Genomic DNA, 18,374 nt, shown 5'->3' with positions numbered 1-18,374 from the left:
CGCTCTTCGCTGTTCTCGCAGCGAAGCCGACGTCCGAAATACGGGTGCCAACGGTAATGGACCTCGACCTCCTGCCCAACATGGGCAGAATGACCCCGAGATGGCGATGCCGCGCAGGGCTCGCTCGGCTGCATTGTTGGATAGGCAGATCCGCCCATTGTCGAGGAACCGGGCGAAGGATGACCAGCGGCGCAGCATGTAGTTGAAGGCCTTGGTCAGATCGTGTCCGCGCGAGAGCTTGTCGCGCGTCTCGATCATCCAGGTCTCGAGCTCCGCGACCAGCGGCAGGCTGCGCTCCTGGCGCACGGCGTGGCGTTGGGCCGGCGACAGGCCGTTGATCGCGCGCTCGATATCGAACAGGGCATCGATGCGCTTCACGGCTTCGACCGCCAGCGGATAGACCAGGTTGGGCTTCTCGCCGTGCGCCTTCTTGCGCGCCGCCGCTTCGATATCGGCCAGCTCGAACACTTTGCGCCGGCTGTGGGCCCAGCAGCTGGCTTCCAGAATAGGCGCCGGCTGACGACCCGTCGCATAGAGATCGCCATAACCACCAAAGGCATCGGCCTGCAGAATGCCGCTCCAGCCGGCAAGATGCGCCGCGGGATGTTCGCCTCGGCGATCGCGGGAATAATAGAACACCGCCGCCGGCGGATCGACACCGCCGAACGGTCGGTCATCACGCACATAGGTCCATAATCGGGCGGTATCGGTCTTGCCCTTGGCCAGGACCGGCACCGTCGTGTCGTCGCCGTGCAGACGCGAAGCGGCCAGCACATGGGCTTCGAGCCGCTTGAACAGCGGCATCAGCGCCGCGACGCCGGCGCCGACCTGGTCGGCGAGCGTCGACAGGCTGAGCGGCACGCCTTCGCGGGCATAGCGTTCGGCCTGACGGTTGAGCGGCTGATGCTGGCCGAACTTCTCGAACAGGATCATCGCCAGCAAGCCGGGACCGGCCCAGCCGCGCGGGGTGGCGTGGAACGGCGCCGGAGCCTGGCTGATCGCCTCGCAGTCGCGGCAGGTGAACTTCTCCCGCACGTGCTGGATCACCTTCCATTGCCGCGGCACCACCTCCAGCGTCTCGGTGATATCCTCACCCAGCCTGCGCAGCCGATGACCGCCGCAGCAGTGGCAAGCGGTCGGCGCCGGCTCGACCACGCGTTCGCGCGGCAGGTGCTCGGGAAATGGCTGGCGCGTCGGTCGCTTGCGCATGTAAGGCGCCACCTCGGTGGTCCGGGCCGCTGCCTGTTCGGCGGCGATCTCGTCTTCCGTCGCGGTGCTCTCGAGTTCCTCGAAGGTGAGTTCCATCTGGTCGTGCAGGCGGGCTGAGCGTTCAGAACTTTGACCATGCAGCGCCCGCTGCAGCTTCCGGATCGTCAGATGCTGATGCGCGATCAGCGCCGCATCATCCGATGCCTTGGCCCTGGCGACCGCCAGTTCGGCCTCGACCAGCGCAGCGCGCGCGGCCTCGTCTTCGGCTCTGGCCAGCGCCGCGGTCAGCGCTGCTCTCAGCGCGCCAATATCGTCCGGAACGGCATCCTGGGCGGTGGCAACCATGCCCTGGAGTGAATCATAAAACGCGTCCGCTGACTCGCGGAAAATGGCGCAAACTCAAAGAAAAACTCAGCCCGCGCGCTGCGGGCGGAACGTGTGAAGCGGGTTGCGCCAATCGATCCCGTCGAGCATGTAGGCGAGCTGCGCCGGTGATATGGAAACCGTGCCGTCCGCCGGCGACGGCCATAGAAACCGGCCCTTCTCGAGCCGTTTTGCATATAGCGACATGCCGAGCCCATCATGCCAGATAATCTTGACCAGATTGCCGCTGCGGCCGCGGAAGACATAAAGATCGCCGGCGAACGGTTATGTGGCGCGCCACATAACCGTTCTTATGCGTCGGGCGAGATTATGTGGCGGAGCCTTCCTGGTGCCAGCCTAGGCCCGCCGGTCCGGATTTTTCCGCCACATAATATTTAGATGCTGTTCAGCAGTTGCAGAACGGAGTCATTTGGTCGGAAACGCACGCCGTGAGCGCCGGTGACGCCCGCCTTCTCGAGTCCATTGCGCATCATCTCGACATCCGCTGCGGCATAGCGGTGGGTCGTGGCGACCTGTGCGTGCCCGAGCCAGGCTTGGATCGTCAAAAGGTCCACGCCGGACTGGAGAAGCTTCATGGCGAGGGAGTGCCGGAAGATGTGCGGCGATATGGGCTTGTCGGCCAAGGCCGGCCTGGTAGGCACGGCCTCTGTGGCCGCACGCCGCACGATATGGGTCGCTCCGAAACGAGTCAGGCGTTCGTTGCGGGCGCCGACGAATATCGCTCGCGGCTCGTGATGGGCGATCCCGCGCTCGCTCAACAAGGATGTCAGCGCCCGCGCCAGGTCCTTAGCAATGGGGACGACGCGGTCTCTGCGCCCTTTGCCGCGCAGCAGCACTTGTGGGTGCGGCCGTTCCAACTGAAGGTCGTTTGCGTTGACGCCGGTGGCTTCGGAGACCCGGGCGCCGGTCCGTGCCAGAAACAGTAGAAACGTTCGGTCGCGCCGCCCACGGGACGTCCTCTGATCGGGGGCCGCAATAAGGGCGTCCACTTCGGCCTTGGTGAGGTGGTGCGTCACCTCAATGTGAGCCCGTTTTATGGGAATCGTCAGCACGCGTTGGGCGACACCGAAGGACGCCGGGTCAGCGGCTGCTACGTGATGGAAGAAGGATCGGATGGCCGCTAGTCGGGCGTTGCGCGTGGCGATGACGTTCTTGCGCTTCTCCTCGAGCTCGTCGAGGAAGGCGAGAACGAGGTCTCGATCGAGGTCTTCGAGTGCCAATGCGGCCGGCTTCTTCGCCAATCGGGTGGCGGCAAAGATGATCAGCATGCGCAAGGCATCGCGATAGCTGGCCACGGTCGCGGGAGTCGCATTGCGTTGTTTGGTCAAGCGCCGGCGAAAGTAGGACTCCAGGAGCGGCGCCAGCAGCAGGTGTTCGCTCATGCTGCACCTCCGTCGAGGAAGGCGCGCTCCGCCGCAATGGCGAGAAGATCTGCCGAACCGGTGAGATAGTAGGCAGTGTCGCTGTAGCTGGCGTGACCGAGATATGTGGCGAGCAACGGGAGCAACGCCTGAACGTCTGCGCGCTGCTGATGCCAGAGGCCGAGACGGGTCACGGCGAACCGGTGCCTGAGATCGTGTGGCCTTAATGGCTTGCCGCCATCGAGACCAGCAAGCTTGCGGGCCTCGGCAAAGCCGTTTTGCAGGCCTGTCGCCGAGAGGCGATTGCCACGAGAGCTGAGGAAAAAGGCCTGGTCCTTGGGCATGGGAAAAGCGGCATCCCGTTCATGGACGTAGCTACGAAGGGCAGCCTGGGTCGTCGTGTGAACTGGAACGAGACGGTCCTTGCGGAACTTCGTCTTCCGAATGAGGAGAATCCCGTTGGCCAGATCAACGTCGGAACGATCAAGTCTGACCACTTCGCCTGATCGCAGCCCCGAGCTCGCCAATAATCCGATCAGCGTGGCCATTGTCCGCCCCTTGAGAAGGATTCCCGGCGAGATGCGGCGGCATGCGTCGATGAGTGATGCCAACTCGGCCTCGCTGAGGATTCGCGGAGGCGGAATCGCTCTGGATCTGGGGAAAGCTCTGCGCTCCAAGGCTTCGGTTCGCGCGTCATAGACGGCGAGATATTCGTAAAACCGGCGCAGCACGCCGTGACGACTGACACGGCTGTTGGCGGCGCCGCTGAACGACAGGGCAAAATCCAGCGCCAAAGTTCGAGTGGCAGGCCCATCGAACTGAGCGCGCTCAATGTACCTCACGAAAGCCCGCAACGTGCCGGCTTGCTTGCTGAAGGCATAGCCGAGGGAGTGGCGTAGCTCGATGTAACACTCGGCCTTCTCGCCGAGGAATCGGGCAAAGGCGGTCATGCCACGCCTCCCGGAAAGGGAAGTGCGACCTCGGCAAGTTGCGACGTCGCGACCTTTACGTACAGCGCCGTTGTGTTGATGCTGCGGTGTCCCAGGAGATCGGCGACCTCGTTGATCGGCCTTCGCTGCTTGACGAGCTGGGTGGCAAGACTGTGGCGCAGGAGATGCGCACCTGCGACCTGCCCGAGTTCAACCCCGCCATGTCGCAACCGCTTCCGCACGATCCTCGAAACAGGCGACGCGCATTTGAATGGTGCCACGGGCGGCGTGAAGGACAGGAACAGATACGGACTATCCACCTTCGGTCGAGCGCGCAGGACGTAGTCGGCGAGCGCGGCACCGGCTTCCTCGATGAGCGGGGCCACCCGATCACGCTTGCCCTTGGTGTGCCGGACAAAAACCTCGCCAGTTCGCCAGTGGATATCGTGCAGTTGAAGGGCGCGCAGCTCACCGTTGCGAATGCCCATGGTGGCGAGCAGCAGCAGGACGGCTCGATCGCGGACGTCAACCGGTGCCGTTGCGCCGATCATATCAATTGCACGCCGAACGTCATCCCATGCAAGGCGCGGCGGCAGATGAGCCAAACGCCAGTGGGGCGTCCTGGGGACGACGCGCGCGAGATCCTGATCGTGGTGGCCAGCCCAATACAAAAACCGAAGAAATGTCCGGATGTGAGAAGTTGCTGCGGTGCGGGTACCGGAGGTCGCCGATAGTGACAGCCGATGTTCGACAGCGGCAAGGACATGCTCAGCCGTCAATGCGTCGAGGTCTTGGCCGGAATGGTGGCGATGGAACCAATCCAGAAAGCGGCGGCTGCCCAGGAGAACGCCTTCGCGAGACTTTGACTCCAGTCCGCACACCCTGCTCAGATAGTCCGAAAAGGAGCTCAGAAGCGGAGCATTCGGATCATTATCTACACTGGGAACAGCAGCAAGGAAGCGTTCTGGAGCCACTCGCCGCGCGTGTCCCAGTGCCGACACTGCTCCAATGCGTGGAGTATCCGTAGTAAACGTGCACAAATAGCTGTCGACGACATCTTGAGAGATAGGCATCGGACCACAGCGCGTTGCGGCAAACTGGCTAAAGCGCGCAATCCGGCTCAGGTAAATCGTGGCAGACGCTCGCTTATAACCAAGGGTGAAAAAATGCTCCGCGAGGCGATCCATCTCGCCACCGAGTGCACCGCTACGCAGGCGCTTGAGCACCCCACAATAGGAAAAATAGAACTCGAGCATTCTGCCCCTCCGGCGTTGTGGCACAGGGGAATCCCGCGCCATGAGAGAGGCATGAAATATTATGTGGCGGAGGCAAGCTGGGTTTGGCCGGCCCGAAAGGGGTCAGGGCGGCTCCGCCACATAATCTCGCCCGACGCATAAATGCGGATCCCGGCCCAACGTCTCCTGAACCTGCAGGGCGAGGCCTTGCATTCCGCGACGCATATCGGTCCGGCCGACCGCCAACCAGATCCGCACCTGGCTCGGGACCGGGATCATGAAACACCCAGCGCCTTCACCATCGCCGTCGCCAGTGTCGGCGGCGTGGTCAGCGGTATCCGCAGCCGCACCTTGCCGGCGATCTCCAGCTCGATCACCGCTGGTGGCGCCGCCGGCACCGAAGCGGCGACAGGCTTATCGGGAACCACGACAACTTCGGCAAAGCCCGTCTCGCGGGCTCTCAGCGTGCGGCGCCACTTATAGATCAGGCTGGTTGCGACATCGTACTGACGCGCTACCGCCGCCACCGTGGACCCGGGCGCGAATGCCGCGGCCAGGATCCGGCACTGATCCTCTTCACGCCAACGACGACGACGCTCCGGTCCGGTCAATAACGTCACATGGCTCATGCTGTGCTGCTAACTGCGCTCGAAAGGACGCCTTAAGAGCGCAGCTTCGCTACCGGGCCATGCTCCCGCAAGGCGGCCCTCGCCGGAGGGTATCAGTTCGTCCAGCATTCCGACTTTGAAACATGGCTGATTTCCACACAGTCGCGGCGGGGCAAGACCGGCTTTTAAGCGGTTGAGACGGATCATGGATGGTCGCTGGCTCTGGATGACGGAAACGGATCAAAACGACGGCTGGATGCTCTGCATAGTCAACGAGATCACAATCTGCGGCTTCGGAAGCGAGGCTAGTCTCCATGACGTCAGGGCACGCCGCCGCTTCCGGTCTGCCAGTCTGGCGCATGTGTCAACAGTTCCGAGCCGAAGCACTGCACCGCCCTCCCAGCCAAAGAAAGTTGGCTCGCCCGACTGGCAGAAGAAGGCCTCGATGCTTCGCGCCTTCGCGGGGCCGTCAGCCAGACCATCGCCGGTGAGCCGCCGAAGGAACGTGGCATCCTTGCCGCGCTGCGCCGATCCCGCTGCCGGAGCCGATCTCCAGGTCAAGATCTGATGCGACATCTGCTCGATACAAACCGCCTCGGAGCCCCTGCTCTAAAGGACGGCCCAACGAAACGACCATAATCTTTTCATCTCCTCCCTCACAGCCGTCGAATTCGTCGCGGTGTGCTTGAGAAGCCGTCGGGCAAGCGGCGTGACGAGCTCGAAAAATAGTTCGCGGCGTCGGACGGTGCACAGATGCTTTTTGCCGGTCGGGTCCTGTTGTTCGACGAGAAGGATGGTCCGGCGAGGCAAAGAGCCGGGCCCAAGGAGAGCCTGCTCAGCCTCAATCGCATCGGCCAGCGGTTCTTTGAATTCGCGGTAATCCACATTCATGCAACAACTGCCCTTGTCTTCGCGTTTAGCTGCGTTCAATCGTGGGGAGCGACAAGAATGCGGGCCTTCAGTCCAATTACAATCTGCCTCAATCGCAACCTGACGGTGGTCGCGTCCATAGCCGACGCAATGAAGGTGCTTCAGCAACCATGGCCTAGAATGGGAAAGCCGGGGCGGCTCAACGCGATCCGAATGGTCGAGGAGTCCCTCGCCGGGCATTGCAGCCAGCAAGCTGCGCTCGAGGCCTTCAAGGCGGCGGCGGCTGAACAGGGACTCCTTAGAACAAGAGGGACCACCGCAGGTCTGGGGAAAATTGCGCGGATGGTTGAAGATCTGATGTGAGGTCATGCCGGCCTCGCTAACACTGAAGAGCCGCCCCACTTGAAGCCCGAAATACTGCCTTCTCCCGCGGCAGCCGAAACGCCTCAAACGGGCTATTAGCCTGGACGTGAGAAGGCCCTGGCTTCGTCCGGGACAGCCAGGACCCAAGTCGCGGCGGTGGCAACTAATCTGGTGGTGGCCGTCAGATGGTTCAGCCAGGTCGGCACGAGAACCGAAGATAACCGGGACTGTGCCGGCGTCGGCATTCGCAAAGAGGGGCACTCTGCATCGTTCTCGATGGCTAATCAGCAGGAAGGAACGTCTTGGCCTCTTTGGCAGCAGCCTCGAAGGCCTGACGGACCTCCACCGGGGTCAGCCGCCCCTAAAATGCGTCGGCGCAGGACTGGATCGCCAGCTTCCACTTCGGTCCCCTCTTCGGCCACTTCATGTTCCTCGGCGGCTCCCTTGACGTGGCTCACCCCGTAGGTGAGCCCAGGTCGGTTGGCCCTGACGTAGACCGGAGGGGATAACCAGTGGAGTGCCATGAGGGGGAACTTAGGCGGGAAGAGCCCGTTGACCAACCCAGCTGTAGGCGCGGATAGGGGAACGATGTAGGCCCCTCGCGGGTTTAGAGGTTGCAGCGGTCGTTCTTCGGATGTGCAGCCGCTGTGGCGGGGGTCCGTCGCCTCTCCTTGCTGGCGGCGGGCTCCGCAAAGCGCGGTGTTGGTCGGAGATAATAGAACCTTATACCGCAATCCAACTTAGCTAGTTGTAATGTCCCCTCCTCTTTTGCAGCAGCCAGGAATGCCCTGCAGGCCTCCTCCGGCTCCATCTGACGCTGCCCCCAGTTTCTATCCATTTTTGAGTTCCTCAGCCCTCCAGGAACGCCAGAAGCGCCGCATTCACCGCGTTGCTCTCTTCGCGTTGAACCCAATGCGTCCCCTCCTCGAAAGTCTGCAGGCGGCCATCGTCGCAAAGGGCGAGACTGCGCTTGGCCAGCCCGGATTCCAGAGCCTGGTCCTGCATCCCCCACATAACAAGAGTAGGCGTCGTGATCCGCTCCTTCAGGCTCGGGCGAAAGCGCAAGGCGCGATACCAGTTGAGCATGCTGGTCAGCGCCCCCGGCCGCTCCCAAGCCTGCCGATATTCTGCAATCTCCTCTTCTTCGAAGGCGCCTTCCCGGCTGGATGTCCTGAGTGCTCGTGCGAGCAAGGCCGAGCGGCGCGCACCCAAAACGGCTTCGGGCAGCAAGGGGCTCTGGAAGAAAACCGCGTAGCTGCTCCGCAGAAACTGCGTCGGAGATCGCAGGGCATGGGTAAACAGCACCTCGGGATGGGGCGCATTCAGGATGACGAGCTTGTCCAGGCGATGAGGCAACTTTGCCCCGGCGGCCCAAGCGACGATGCCGCCCCAGTCATGGCCGGCGAGGTGAAACCTTCCGATGCCGAGCGCGTCGGCCAGGGCGACGACATCGCCGAGGAGCTTGGGGAGGGTGTACTCGCGGATGCCCTCTGGCTTGTCACTGGTGTTGTAGCCCCTCTGGTCGGGAACGATGACCCGATATCCGGCGGAAGCGAGCGTACCGATCTGCCGTCTCCAGCCGATCCAGAAGTCCGGGAAGCCGTGCAGGAGCATGACCGGCTTACCCTCGGCAGGCCCGGCCTGAACGACATGAAGCCGAATACTTCCGGCGTTGACGAACTGATGTTCAGGCGCGAGTGAGATCATGGCTGGTAACGTGGGTGTCGTTAAAGTGATCCAGCGCAATGAGGATTTAGATCAGGCTGCGTCGTCCCGACAACATGCACGCTCAGCCGATGGGCATGGGAGCCGAAGGGCCAAGTGGGGATGGCGCAGGTGTTGCTGCAGCCGGCGGATGTTTATTTGTAAGCGCAGGTCTGCACCTGCATCCTTTGGCGCTATTATACGTTTGCCCCGCGAAGAAGATGCTCCGGACCGGCGGCCATGTCGAAGAAACCAACCGAGGACGCTTACGAAGGTCAAGTGCAACTTGAGCGGCGGGCCGAACGGGAGAGCCGCGGACGCAATGCCGAATGGCCGTCAGAGATTCCCAGCCGCGGCTGGAAGGACGTGCTGTGGCGGGTCTTTGCTGAGGTAACCGAGGACCGTGTTATGCTGATCGCGGCGGGGGCTGCATTCTATCTGCTTCTTGCCCTCTTTCCAGCGCTTGCCGCGTTCGTGTCCATCTATGGTTTCGTCGCCGACCCTCAGACCATCGCTGAGCACATTGCGTTCCTAGGCGGCGTACTGCCTTCGGGAGGTCTGGATATTATCAGATCTCAGCTTGCGTCCTTGGCCGCTCAGAAGGCTGGCGCGCTCAGCTTCGGCTTCATCTTCGGCCTTGCCGTCGCACTGTGGAGCGCCAGTAACGGCATAAAGACGCTATTCGAAGCCATGAACATCGCCTACGAGGAGAGTGAAAAGCGCGGCTTCATCCACCTGAATCTCCTGGCCTTGGGCTTCACACTTGGCGCCATCCTCATTGGTATCGGCTTTATCATCTCGGTGGGGATTGTGCCGGCCATGCTTGTGCTGCTGAACCTCGGCGGCTGGACCGAAGCCCTTGTGCGGATCTTTCGGTGGCCGATGATGCTGATCATGGTGGGCGTCGGGATCACGCTGATTTACCGCTACGGACCCAGCCGGGAAAGGGCAAAGTGGCAATGGGCGACATGGGGCGCCTTCCTCGCCGCTGTGGTCTGGATCGCAGTCTCGATAGGCTTCTCCTATTATCTTGAAAACTTCGCCAACTACAACGCCACGTATGGAGCTCTTGGGGCAGTCATCGGCTTGATGATGTGGACTTGGATTTCTGTGATTATCCTGGTTGTAGGTGCGGAGCTGAATTCCGAGATGGAGCATCAGACAGCGATGGACACCACCACAGGTGCGCAGCAGCCGATGGGTGCGCGAGGTGCCACGGTCGCCGACACACTGGGCGGACCGGCCGATGCCGCCGACCAGCAGTCGCGTTTGGACGAGCGCAACGCGTAGCGCGCAGATCAATTTGCACGCCATCGTCAAGCGGCTGCAGCCGAGCGTGAGCAACGGCTCAAGGCGCTGGTCGCCCGGCTTGCCCAGGTGACTGGCGTCTCACCATCCAGAAGCAACGCAAAAGCATCGTCGCCGATGCCGAAACCTCGCCAGCCTCGACGAGGTTCATTGTTCTGCTCAAGCGTCAGAGCCGCCGACTTGAAGGGCGAGATCGCCTCGCTACTCGACGACGATCCGCTGTGGGCCTGTCTCGATCAGGCCTTCGGTTCGGTCAAGGGCCCCGCGTACTCCTGATGGCCGAGTTGTCCGAGATTGACACCTTTCCAATAAGGCCATCGCCAAACTCGTGGGCTTGGCGCCGATCGCCAATGACAGCGGCAGACGCAGCGGTCGAAGACCGGTGCGCGGCGGCCGTAAAGGTCCGCGCTCCAGCCTCTTCCTCATCGCGCTCACCGTCGCCAGATATGATCCCCCCGCGCCTTCAGACAGGAAAGGAAAAGATGACTATTCGCATTGCGCCCGCCCGCAAGCTACCCATCATTCCCAATGCAAAAGCACGCGATGCGCGCCACGAGTTCGCAAACGCAACTTGACACCCCAGATAGTCACTCATTGGGAACCAACGGGCCTTACCTCCGTTTGCTCCTCGAATGGAGGAAACCATGAACAACCGGAATTCTGAACGGCGTCCCCCGACTGCGGTAAGAGCTGGTGACGGTACCTCGGAAGACATAGGAGCGACCGTAAGCGGCACGTTATCCAAAGCGTCCGACATAGCGCAAGGGGCAGCGGAAACCGCCAAACGGGCGGCCGTTGGTGGCGCGTCCACCGTGACCAATCAGGTGAAGGAGATGTTGGACCGTCAGGTCGGCAGCGGCGCCGAGGTGATGGGCCAACTGGCGAGTTCGACCAAGCGTGCGGCCGAGGACCTCGACGCAAACGCACCGATAGTCGCTGGGGTCGTGCGCACCTTCGCGAATAGGCTTGATGGATACGCAGACGACCTGCGAGACAGGTCCGTCGATCAGCTGGTTCTTGCAGCGTCCGATTTGGCGAGGCGCAAGCCGGGTTTGGTGTTTGGGCTGGCCGCCGTAGCGGGCTTTTTGACGTTCCGCACACTGAAGAGCGCGCCTCCCGCACCAGAGTCCAACAAGGGAAGGCGGCAGGGAGCGAACTGATCTGATGGCACAGGAACAACTGAAGAATTCGCCTCTCCCTCAAGCACTGTCGGCAGTGTTGGCGGACGTCGCGGACCTCTTTCAAAAAGAGTTGCGCCTGGCGCATGCGGAGCTGTCCGCCAACGTCTCAACGAAGCTCCAAGCAGGTGTGTGGATGTCTGCTGCTGGCGTGCTGGGAGTGGTCGCCGCTCTGCTTCTAGTGCAAGCCCTCGTACTTGGAATAGCCAGCTTAGGGATGGCCCTGCACTGGTCGTGTCTGATCGTCGCGGCCGCAACGGCCCTCGCCGCTGCTTTCGCCTACTATCGGGGCCGCGCTGATGCGCAAAAAGAACTTCTGCCGACACACTCCATAAGCCAAATAAAGCAGGATATTGCGACAACCAAGGAGCAATTAACATGAGCCGCAATTCACAGGTCCAGGATTTTGGAACGAAAGAATGGCTTCTCAGCTCCGCTAGGAACAATCCCGAAGGCCTTCTGCTCGTCGCAGCAGGGTGCGCGCTGCTAATGCGCAGCCGCAGTTCAAGTGCCGGGCATCGCGAGCAATCCCGTGCAACCGACGGGCGCCAAAATGCTCCGCACGTACGCACCGCCAGCGGCGGGGCGTCCAAAGCGCAGGAAGAGGCTAGCGAGACAGCAGAGGCCATGCGCGACAATTTAGCCGGCATTGGGGAGAAGGTGAGTGAAACCGCAAGTCAGTACGCATCATCCGCCGCGTCATACGCAGAACAGGCCGGTCGCTCCGTATCCGAGAAGTCAGGGCGCGTGGTGCAGCAAGCCCAATCAACGTTGCAAGACACGATTGGCCGCATGGTGGAAGAACAGCCATTGGCTTTTGTTCTGGCCGGCTTCGCAGCTGGTGCCGCTATAGCTGCTGCTTTGCCGGCCAGCGATCTCGAGAGGCGCACGCTCGGCCCAGCAGGAGAGCGATTGACGGATGCTGCTGAAAAAGCTGGGGAACGCTTGAAGTCCTCGACAGCAAAGGCGGGCGAACGGCTCAAAAGCGCCGCCGAGGAACATGGGCTGAATTCGGACGGCCTCAAGGAGGTCGCAAAGGACGTTGCGGGCACCTTTGGAAGCGCCTTATCAGAACAGCAATCAAGTGAATCCGTGCAGCCGTCTTCGCCAAGCCCACGTGGATCTAGCGGTCCATCCAGTCCGGCCGCCAAGCTGCACCCGGGCAGCGCCACCCCTTCGGAAGGAATAACGGCCAAATCGCAGCGGGCGGGCAACGCTCGGTCGAGCAAACCTGCCCGCCCCGGTGGCAAGAGAGATTTATGATGGCGGATCCGCAACTTGAGCATCTTGAATACGAAGTTGAGGCTGCCCGGGCTAAGCTCGCCGACGACTTGTCGACACTTCGGTCGCCAAACATGCTGTCCGAGTTTACCGATGATTTGAAACACGAAGCGCTTGAGACAAAGGATGCGCTGGTGGAGAAAGCAAGATCCTCAATGCAATCGGTGGCGCAGGCGATTATTGACGATCTCAAGGCCAAGGCGGCTGCCAATCCGAGCGCTGCTTTGGCGATAGGGGCCGGTTTGGGGTGGCGTTTCCTCCGCCATCCGCCGATCGCAACCGCACTCGTCGGAGCGGGATTGATCAGCTTATTGCGGACCAATTCAGCCCGGCCACCCGGCGAGCAGCAGATTGATCACCTATCGTACGCCAAGGAGCGCCTGAAGGAGCAATCTAGCGATTTGGCGGAAAGCGTCAGTGATTTCGCTCTTGAAACGGCTGGCAAAATAAAACGCGAAGCTGCCGAGTTGACCGGCGTGGCCAAGGAAACTGTTAAAGAGAAGACAGAACGTCTGGCTGCGGGTATCCGCCATAGCGGCGTTGGGCCGCACCAGGGCGAGACTGTCGCAAAAGCATCCGCACCCTTCGATGAAGCTTCGTTAGCTGTTCAAGACGCATCGGGCAATGAGCATACCGAGGACAAACTCCTTCTGGCGGCGGCGGGTTTGGCAGTCGCCGCGGCTGTCGGCTTTGCCTATCAACGACGTCTGAATGACCGGATGGACACCGACCGAACTGGATGAGCGTAGACAGAGGTCATTGCAGAGAAACAGTCGTCCTGAAGGCAAAGTATGATGCCGCGCTCACATTTATCGAGTCCCGACGAGTTCAGCCATCGGATTGCATATTCTGGAACCACGGACGGCGCGATGACGATGCGCACGGCGGAGAAGATCGAAAAGCGGTCAACCCCTTCGAGCATGATGATCGTCGGCCGGTCGGTCACGGCCTTCAGCGAAACCGCCAGCGACCGGCTGAAGCGGAATTCACCCCGAACCGTGCAAGTGCTGCCGACCCCATAACGTGAGCGCAACGGCGCGCTCTGTCCGCTGTCAGGACGAACTTTCTTCGATCCGGCTTGGCGCTGCCGGTGCCCGCGCACGCACTGCTCAGTGATCAGGGACGAGTGTTCTCGGGCATTCCGCTATCGCGACCTCGTTTCGAACGTTTTAACACGCCCCCTCAAGCTTGATCTCGCCGAGCGCTGCGCTAGCCCTTCCGATCTTGGCTGGTGCCAATGCGTATTCGACCAGGCTTGCGCAGACGAACGCTTCAACTCTCTAAGTGACGACGCCGCAATATTAGCATCGCTCGTCGTTGCAATTTCTCGAAATGCGCAGCTCGACAACCGCCTGCTACAGCCAGGCGTGTTCGTCGTCCAGCCTTCACGAAGGGGACGCGCTAGCGGACGAATCCCGATCACCCAGTTCACGGTCACTACGTTCCTACCCGATCACCGCTTGGCGCTGTCGCTGTCCGCTTCGGCCCGCGCAAGGAACTGCTCGGTCGTCGAGGGAAGACGGGTTTTCAGCCAATCCGCCATCGCGACTTCCTCTCGCAGATTCTCTTCGCAAACCCGAAGAGCCTCCGTTTCGCCGAGCGATCGAGCAGCGGCAATCAGGATCGTGTAGGAGGCGATTTCCATGTGCTCGAACGTGTAGCTCGCGAGCGATCCTTTCATCACCTCGTCTCCAGCGAAGACGCCGCTCAGCGATTGCGCCATCGCCGTCAGCTTACCGCCAGCGTCCTTCATCGTGGATGAACCCTCGTCCATCTGATCGAGACAAGTCTTCAGCCGGGCAGCCTGCTGCTTCGTCTCGTCGAGGTGCTGTCGGATCCGGTCGCTCAGCTCGGGATAGTTCTCGATGCGACCCAACTGCCCGTTCAACATCGTTTCGGCCTGCTCTTCCATGGCATGGGCATCTCTAAGCCATTGGACAAACCATTCGCGGCTTTCTGACATCTCGAATCTCCTTTGCGATCTAAGGAAACTTTCAGAAGAGGACATTGTTCCGGAGTAGAGCCCGCCGAACGGGCCTTGACCGTCGCAGAGATCAGCGTCGTGGCGGGTCTCAATTCACCTCGCGAAAAATCCTGCAGCGATGCGTGGAAAAGGCCAAGATCGCGGAAGATCGGCGCAAGGAAAACGGCCCGTGGACGCTCGCCGCTGCGCCGCTCCATCACAAAGTCCAACTGGCACTGGCCGCTTCCTGGCCATCCGACGCGGCGACATACGGCGACATATTGAAGGTCCCGCATGGCATACTGCGACCGCTGCATGTCGTTCCCGGCAAGTAAGAACGGCAAGCAGATGAAGCTACCAGCGCTCGGCGAAGCTGAAGTGGATTCTCGACGAGGCGCTGATCGCGGCCGCTGGCGCTCCGCATTGAGCCTTGTGCCTCACCGCGCCACCGCAGTCACAAGGAACGCGACGGCCTCTCCGCTCGTTGATTGCTTTTCGACTCGAGCCGCCGTCATGAGGTTCTAATATACGCCGGCCATCCTAAGGCTGACCTACGACCAGAGTTACAAAAGTTGAACGTCATCGGGGAACACTCCTTCTGTCTGCCTGTTCAATTTGCCAGGCGCATCCCGCGCATTCAGACAGGAGAAAGAAGATGAAACGCATCCTTTTGGCTTCGGCCGTGCTGGCGGTGTCGGCCGGGCTTTCCTTTGCCCAGACGACCAGCGGAACTTCGAGCGGAACCTCGACGAGCGGAACCTCGACCACGACGACCATGCCCAGCACGACGGATCAGGGCACCGGCACGACGAGCAGCGGGACCAACATGTCCGGCGATCAAGGCACCGACACGACGACCACCAGCGGCACCACGAATCCGAACTCGGCCAGGGACTGCGCGCCCGGCCAGCAGACTGGCAGCGCTCAGCAGGCGGCGCCTGGTCAGCAGGACACGGCAGCCAACACCGCCGCGCCGGGCCAGGTGAAAAAGACCGACGAAGGTTGCTGATTGGCACATCGGCTCAGGTTGGAATCACCAGCGTGTGGCTGGCTGATCTCCCCCGACCACCGCCTGAACTCAACTCGGCTGGCGAGCAAGTTCCCGCCAGCCGAGCATCAGTTCAGGAACCTTTGCGCTTGCTTGTGCTTTCAGTGGGGCACGCGTGGTTTCTTTTGCTTTCGGTCAGATAGATATCCGTCTGCTCGCGCATCTTGCCTGAAGGGAGCTGCGGTCGCGCTCAGAGGAGAGCCGCGCTGTATTGCCGATAGCGCTGGAGCGAAGAAGCCCTACGGCAACCGGCAGTTGGACTGACACCAAGTTGGCTCCGAGAGCGTTGGGAACAGCCTGGCACGGCACGTTGCTCAGTTTGGACCTTCGCAAAGGATGCATGGAATGGCGAAAGACGTTTCTCGCGAGGAAGAGCAACGCGGCACCGGAAAGGTCCTCATCTGGGGCGCCGCGATCGCCCTTGTTCTCTTTGTTGCCCTGCTGGCCATATTCGTTCTGGGGTAGTCCTGACTGCTGCAGCAGGATCTAACTTGGGTGCACGACGTTCTGAGCCTAGAGAGCTGCAGAGCCTAGATGCCGCGGGCCGACGTCACAGCAAGTGCGGCCTTCAGGCGCTGCTCCCGAAGCCGCGGTCTTTGCGTCTCGTGCCGCAGGCTCAATGTCGGTCAATCCTCGTGCAGCATCCGAGGCGCGCTCGTCTCCTGGCTTGTCTTTCTTTCTCGGTAGGCAACTTCCTACACTCCGATGTGCCAGCACAGTCGGCTGTCGGCACCCAACCATGGTCGCCATATCGTATTCCACGCCAACAGAAAAAACCCGCCTCGACTGCCGCTAAGCGCGCGCATCCCCGCCTCTGGAACGCTTCAAACACTTTGCCGTTGTTAAAGGCACCTGCAGGAGCCAGGCATGAGAGTATTCCAACGAATTTTGCCGCTCGCCGTGTTCGCGTTGCAACTCTTTGCCGTGCAGTCATTTGCTCAGACCGAGCAGCAAGATCTTCCGGGGCAAGGCGCATCATCGACAACCGAAGATGCCGAGGATGTCGGCGTCGACGTTTCGCTTGGCAGGCACGAAGTGAAACAGCAGATCGCACGGGAGCTTGGAATCTCCGAGGTGGAAGTGCCTCTGGCAGTTCATGTGCCTATCGAGCTCGCCAAGCGGGTCTGCGAGAAAGAGGTATTCGACGCACGCGCCAATGTGAACCGAAGCTGCACCGCGACGAAATACATCCCGGAAATTGCCGAAGCAGCACGAAATCGTCCGCAAACCTCTGCCGTTCCGGAGCAATAGGCGAAGACGAATACTATGGGATAAAGAAGGGGTGCTTGGCTACTCTGGGCGATCGACAAAGCGCCGCCCGAAAGTGTGGAGCGCTTGCGCGTAAGTTTTCAGGCAGCGTCGATACCGCTTGGCTTCCCCACAGGATGAATCAGTTTGGGGCCGTATGCTTCGAAAAAAGACGCACACCAGATTGCGAAGGCAACCTTCGACCAGTAGAGGTGGACACTGCTTGTTAGCAGCATCTTGATGATCGCCAAAGTGACGAGCTTCTCTGGTCAGCATAGTAGCTTTTTGAGACTCCCGGCCCTTTTAGGTATACTTTCCCCTGACTGTCGACAATTGTTAGGGCGTCGTCAGCTGTGAGCGACCATCGCGCTTCCGCCCCGATCGGGAGACAGCGCAGATGGAAACCTCGTTCAAGAACGAACTGTTGCGGCGCCTGAGCGCGCCGGATCTGACATTGCTGCAGCCTCACCTCGAAGGCCGTCACTTGGGACTGACCACGCACCTGGAGCAGGCCTCGGTCCCGATTGACACCTCGATTTCTTCGAGAGCGGTCTCGGGTCAATGGTGGCGAAGCTTCGGGCTGAGGTCGGGGCCGAGGTTGGCATTATTGGCTTTGACGGTATGACCGGATCAGCCCTGGTCATGGGTGAGGACCAGTCCCCGCACGATTGCTTGTTCAATTGAAGGCTGAAGCTATTGCTATAGACGCGCGTTGGCGGATCGTTCTTATGGGCAGCCCGAGGCGGAATACATCCGACTGATCGGGACGCCCCGTTGCTCATGATGTCACCCGTGCTGCCCTCTCTCCCGTCGCTGACCACATTCGGGAGGTGGCGATTGGCACCTGTCAGGACGTTCTGGCAAGGGTTGTCCAACGGTATGAAACCGCAGTGTCGATTCAGGACAGGATCGTTGAACATTGCAAGGAGGTCGGATTAACACCGCAAGCAGATGAAGCTTTTTTGCAGGCCTTGTGGTTGTCGCTGGCGAAGGCCAGGACGGCCTTGGAGCGTGAGGTCCCCCCGGCACCGCTGCAAGCGCACCTGGCCGGCCGCTCTAGTCCTGGACAATTGCCGACCTCGTCGCTGGTCAGCATGCCAGAATGTCGATGGCGGAAGCCATGAGGACCCCGATTGAATGTTCTCATTCGTTTGTGATCGGGGGTACAAGGCAATCCGGCTCCAGCGCATGTTGGCCTCAGGAACAAACCGCGGTCGCATCCGTTCAGCATCGCGAAGGACGAGACGGCTGTCCACGGCCTTTCCGGTACTGCAAAGGAGACATGACGTGCTCGGCCGCAGAGGGGGTTTTCGAAGACCATCTGAGGCTTCGCGCCGCTGGCGACATCGAGGAGGATCTTAGGCGCAACTATGCTGTGGACGTGGTCCTCTTGACCGCGAATTCGAATTTAGAGGCCATGATGCCGTCCGCCTGTCGTCCAAACGCCTGCGCGAGCAGCTGCCTCAAGGTGAGTTCAACTACATCGCAAAACAGGTCCGCGGCCCCTATGCACTGCTGATCTGGTCGGCAACTTCGTCCAGGTCCGACGCCATTGAGGGCGCCGACAGTTCCGTCATTCAGGACGGCAAGATTGTCTTCCAGTCCATTCACTACAGGTTGCACCCCAAGGGGGCTGGGGAAGCCGGCGGGCTCTTCCACTCACCGCATCCGACTGGTCACAAGCT

The 18,374-nt window shown here is 61.0% G+C and carries 20 protein-coding genes and 2 pseudogenes; 13 read left to right on the top strand and 9 right to left on the bottom strand.

The features are described 5' to 3' along the window. The 7 genes and pseudogenes from tnpC to tnpA form a co-directional block, all read right to left on the bottom strand. The coding region (gene tnpC / locus NKH78_RS29490; protein WP_352884879.1) for an IS66 family transposase at positions 1-1,554 on the bottom strand (1,554 nt) is incomplete at its 3' end. A 66-nt stretch (positions 1,555-1,620) separates the two neighbouring features. Next, a pseudogene (gene tnpB / locus NKH78_RS29485) lies at positions 1,621-1,845 on the bottom strand (IS66 family insertion sequence element accessory protein TnpB); the annotation flags it as partial. 122 nt (positions 1,846-1,967) lie between these two features. Then, entirely contained in the window at positions 1,968-2,975 is a 1,008-nt protein-coding gene (locus NKH78_RS29480) for a tyrosine-type recombinase/integrase (protein WP_023699563.1), read from the bottom strand. Further along, positions 2,972-3,904, bottom strand: a complete 933-nt coding sequence (locus NKH78_RS29475; protein WP_023699564.1) for a tyrosine-type recombinase/integrase — start codon at positions 3,902-3,904, stop codon at positions 2,972-2,974. The genes NKH78_RS29480 and NKH78_RS29475 overlap by 4 nt, the downstream gene beginning before the upstream one ends. Next, on the bottom strand, positions 3,901-5,139 hold the full coding sequence (locus NKH78_RS29470) for a site-specific integrase (RefSeq protein ID WP_352884878.1): 1,239 nt from the start codon (positions 5,137-5,139) through the stop codon (positions 3,901-3,903). Before NKH78_RS29470 ends, NKH78_RS29475 begins: the two co-directional genes overlap by 4 nt. Positions 5,140-5,241: 102 nt before the next feature. Further along, positions 5,242-5,331, bottom strand: a complete 90-nt coding sequence (locus NKH78_RS32755) for a hypothetical protein (protein WP_455707831.1) — start codon at positions 5,329-5,331, stop codon at positions 5,242-5,244. Between the two features lie 62 nt (positions 5,332-5,393). Further along, positions 5,394-5,747: an IS66-like element accessory protein TnpA gene (tnpA, locus tag NKH78_RS29460; protein ID WP_352542806.1), complete on the bottom strand. Its 354-nt coding sequence runs from the start codon at positions 5,745-5,747 to the stop codon at positions 5,394-5,396. Positions 5,748-6,152: 405 nt separating this feature from the next. On the opposite strand from tnpA, the gene NKH78_RS32750 reads away from it, so the two are divergent. Both NKH78_RS32750 and NKH78_RS29450 read left to right on the top strand, forming a co-directional pair. Then, positions 6,153-6,365 carry a hypothetical protein gene (locus NKH78_RS32750; RefSeq protein WP_502895030.1) on the top strand — a complete coding sequence of 71 codons (213 nt, stop codon included), beginning with the start codon at positions 6,153-6,155 and terminating at the stop codon, positions 6,363-6,365. Between the two features lie 114 nt (positions 6,366-6,479). Then, on the top strand, positions 6,480-6,959 hold the full coding sequence (locus tag NKH78_RS29450) for a DUF982 domain-containing protein (protein ID WP_352457936.1): 480 nt from the start codon (positions 6,480-6,482) through the stop codon (positions 6,957-6,959). 849 nt (positions 6,960-7,808) lie between these two features. On the opposite strand, the gene NKH78_RS29445 is transcribed toward NKH78_RS29450, so the two are convergent. Continuing rightward, a complete protein-coding gene (locus NKH78_RS29445) occupies positions 7,809-8,666 on the bottom strand; it encodes an alpha/beta fold hydrolase (protein WP_352457935.1) in 858 nt (285 codons plus the stop codon). A 237-nt stretch (positions 8,667-8,903) separates the two neighbouring features. Between NKH78_RS29445 and NKH78_RS29440 the strand changes: the two genes are divergently transcribed. The 7 genes and pseudogenes from NKH78_RS29440 (at position 8,904) to NKH78_RS29410 (ending at position 13,452) form a co-directional block, all read left to right on the top strand. Continuing rightward, the gene (locus NKH78_RS29440) at positions 8,904-9,953 is read left to right on the top strand and encodes a YihY/virulence factor BrkB family protein (protein ID WP_352473691.1); all 1,050 of its coding nucleotides are present in this window, start codon (positions 8,904-8,906) and stop codon (positions 9,951-9,953) included. A gap of 48 nt (positions 9,954-10,001) precedes the next feature. After that, a pseudogene (locus tag NKH78_RS32745) lies at positions 10,002-10,546 on the top strand (transposase); the annotation flags it as partial. A 237-nt stretch (positions 10,547-10,783) separates the two neighbouring features. Next, entirely contained in the window at positions 10,784-11,131 is a 348-nt protein-coding gene (locus NKH78_RS29430) for a hypothetical protein (protein WP_352457932.1), read from the top strand. Positions 11,132-11,135: 4 nt separating this feature from the next. Beyond that, positions 11,136-11,531: a phage holin family protein gene (locus tag NKH78_RS29425; RefSeq protein WP_352457931.1), complete on the top strand. Its 396-nt coding sequence runs from the start codon at positions 11,136-11,138 to the stop codon at positions 11,529-11,531. Continuing rightward, complete coding sequence (locus NKH78_RS29420) at positions 11,528-12,412, top strand: hypothetical protein (protein ID WP_352884877.1); 885 nt, start codon at positions 11,528-11,530, stop codon at positions 12,410-12,412. The genes NKH78_RS29425 and NKH78_RS29420 overlap by 4 nt, the downstream gene beginning before the upstream one ends. Beyond that, positions 12,409-13,173, top strand: a complete 765-nt coding sequence (locus NKH78_RS29415) for a hypothetical protein (protein ID WP_352457929.1) — start codon at positions 12,409-12,411, stop codon at positions 13,171-13,173. Before NKH78_RS29420 ends, NKH78_RS29415 begins: the two co-directional genes overlap by 4 nt. A gap of 126 nt (positions 13,174-13,299) precedes the next feature. Then, positions 13,300-13,452 (top strand): hypothetical protein, encoded by a 153-nt coding sequence (locus NKH78_RS29410; RefSeq protein WP_352884876.1) that lies wholly within the window; start codon positions 13,300-13,302, stop codon positions 13,450-13,452. A 431-nt stretch (positions 13,453-13,883) separates the two neighbouring features. On the opposite strand, the gene NKH78_RS29405 is transcribed toward NKH78_RS29410, so the two are convergent. Continuing rightward, a complete protein-coding gene (locus NKH78_RS29405; protein WP_352457928.1) occupies positions 13,884-14,393 on the bottom strand; it encodes a ferritin-like domain-containing protein in 510 nt (169 codons plus the stop codon). 143 nt (positions 14,394-14,536) lie between these two features. On the opposite strand from NKH78_RS29405, the gene NKH78_RS29400 reads away from it, so the two are divergent. From NKH78_RS29400 to NKH78_RS29385, 4 genes are all read left to right on the top strand, one after another. Beyond that, a complete protein-coding gene (locus tag NKH78_RS29400) occupies positions 14,537-14,728 on the top strand; it encodes a hypothetical protein (RefSeq protein ID WP_023680339.1) in 192 nt (63 codons plus the stop codon). 320 nt (positions 14,729-15,048) lie between these two features. Then, positions 15,049-15,402: a hypothetical protein gene (locus tag NKH78_RS29395; protein WP_023680319.1), complete on the top strand. Its 354-nt coding sequence runs from the start codon at positions 15,049-15,051 to the stop codon at positions 15,400-15,402. 906 nt (positions 15,403-16,308) lie between these two features. Further along, the gene (locus tag NKH78_RS29390; protein WP_352473695.1) at positions 16,309-16,692 is read left to right on the top strand and encodes a hypothetical protein; all 384 of its coding nucleotides are present in this window, start codon (positions 16,309-16,311) and stop codon (positions 16,690-16,692) included. A 394-nt stretch (positions 16,693-17,086) separates the two neighbouring features. Then, complete coding sequence (locus NKH78_RS29385; protein ID WP_352884875.1) at positions 17,087-17,314, top strand: hypothetical protein; 228 nt, start codon at positions 17,087-17,089, stop codon at positions 17,312-17,314. Positions 17,315-18,374 lie beyond the last annotated feature (1,060 nt).

The organism is Mesorhizobium sp. M0910 (assembly GCF_040319465.1).
Taxonomy (GTDB): domain Bacteria; phylum Pseudomonadota; class Alphaproteobacteria; order Rhizobiales; family Rhizobiaceae; genus Mesorhizobium.
This window is presented reverse-complemented; position numbering and strand designations above follow the sequence as displayed.

Excerpts from the sequence above, each read along its gene's own strand:
- NKH78_RS29450 (WP_352457936.1), top strand. The coding sequence starts at position 6,480 with ATGCTTTTTGCCGGTCGGGTCCTGTTGTTCGACGAGAAGGATGGTCCG.
- NKH78_RS29470 (WP_352884878.1), bottom strand. The coding sequence starts at position 5,139 with ATGCTCGAGTTCTATTTTTCCTATTGTGGGGTGCTCAAGCGCCTGCGT.
- NKH78_RS29480 (WP_023699563.1), bottom strand. The coding sequence starts at position 2,975 with ATGAGCGAACACCTGCTGCTGGCGCCGCTCCTGGAGTCCTACTTTCGC.
- NKH78_RS29420 (WP_352884877.1), top strand. The coding sequence starts at position 11,528 with ATGAGCCGCAATTCACAGGTCCAGGATTTTGGAACGAAAGAATGGCTT.
- NKH78_RS29445 (WP_352457935.1), bottom strand. The coding sequence starts at position 8,666 with ATGATCTCACTCGCGCCTGAACATCAGTTCGTCAACGCCGGAAGTATT.
- NKH78_RS29425 (WP_352457931.1), top strand. The coding sequence starts at position 11,136 with ATGGCACAGGAACAACTGAAGAATTCGCCTCTCCCTCAAGCACTGTCG.
- NKH78_RS29390 (WP_352473695.1), top strand. The coding sequence starts at position 16,309 with ATGAGAGTATTCCAACGAATTTTGCCGCTCGCCGTGTTCGCGTTGCAA.
- NKH78_RS29415 (WP_352457929.1), top strand. The coding sequence starts at position 12,409 with ATGATGGCGGATCCGCAACTTGAGCATCTTGAATACGAAGTTGAGGCT.
- NKH78_RS29475 (WP_023699564.1), bottom strand. The coding sequence starts at position 3,904 with ATGACCGCCTTTGCCCGATTCCTCGGCGAGAAGGCCGAGTGTTACATC.
- tnpA (WP_352542806.1), bottom strand. The coding sequence starts at position 5,747 with ATGAGCCATGTGACGTTATTGACCGGACCGGAGCGTCGTCGTCGTTGG.
- NKH78_RS29385 (WP_352884875.1), top strand. The coding sequence starts at position 17,087 with ATGGAAACCTCGTTCAAGAACGAACTGTTGCGGCGCCTGAGCGCGCCG.
- NKH78_RS29410 (WP_352884876.1), top strand. The coding sequence starts at position 13,300 with ATGACGATGCGCACGGCGGAGAAGATCGAAAAGCGGTCAACCCCTTCG.
- NKH78_RS29405 (WP_352457928.1), bottom strand. The coding sequence starts at position 14,393 with ATGTCAGAAAGCCGCGAATGGTTTGTCCAATGGCTTAGAGATGCCCAT.
- NKH78_RS29395 (WP_023680319.1), top strand. The coding sequence starts at position 15,049 with ATGAAACGCATCCTTTTGGCTTCGGCCGTGCTGGCGGTGTCGGCCGGG.
- NKH78_RS29440 (WP_352473691.1), top strand. The coding sequence starts at position 8,904 with ATGTCGAAGAAACCAACCGAGGACGCTTACGAAGGTCAAGTGCAACTT.
- NKH78_RS32755 (WP_455707831.1), bottom strand. The coding sequence starts at position 5,331 with ATGCAAGGCCTCGCCCTGCAGGTTCAGGAGACGTTGGGCCGGGATCCG.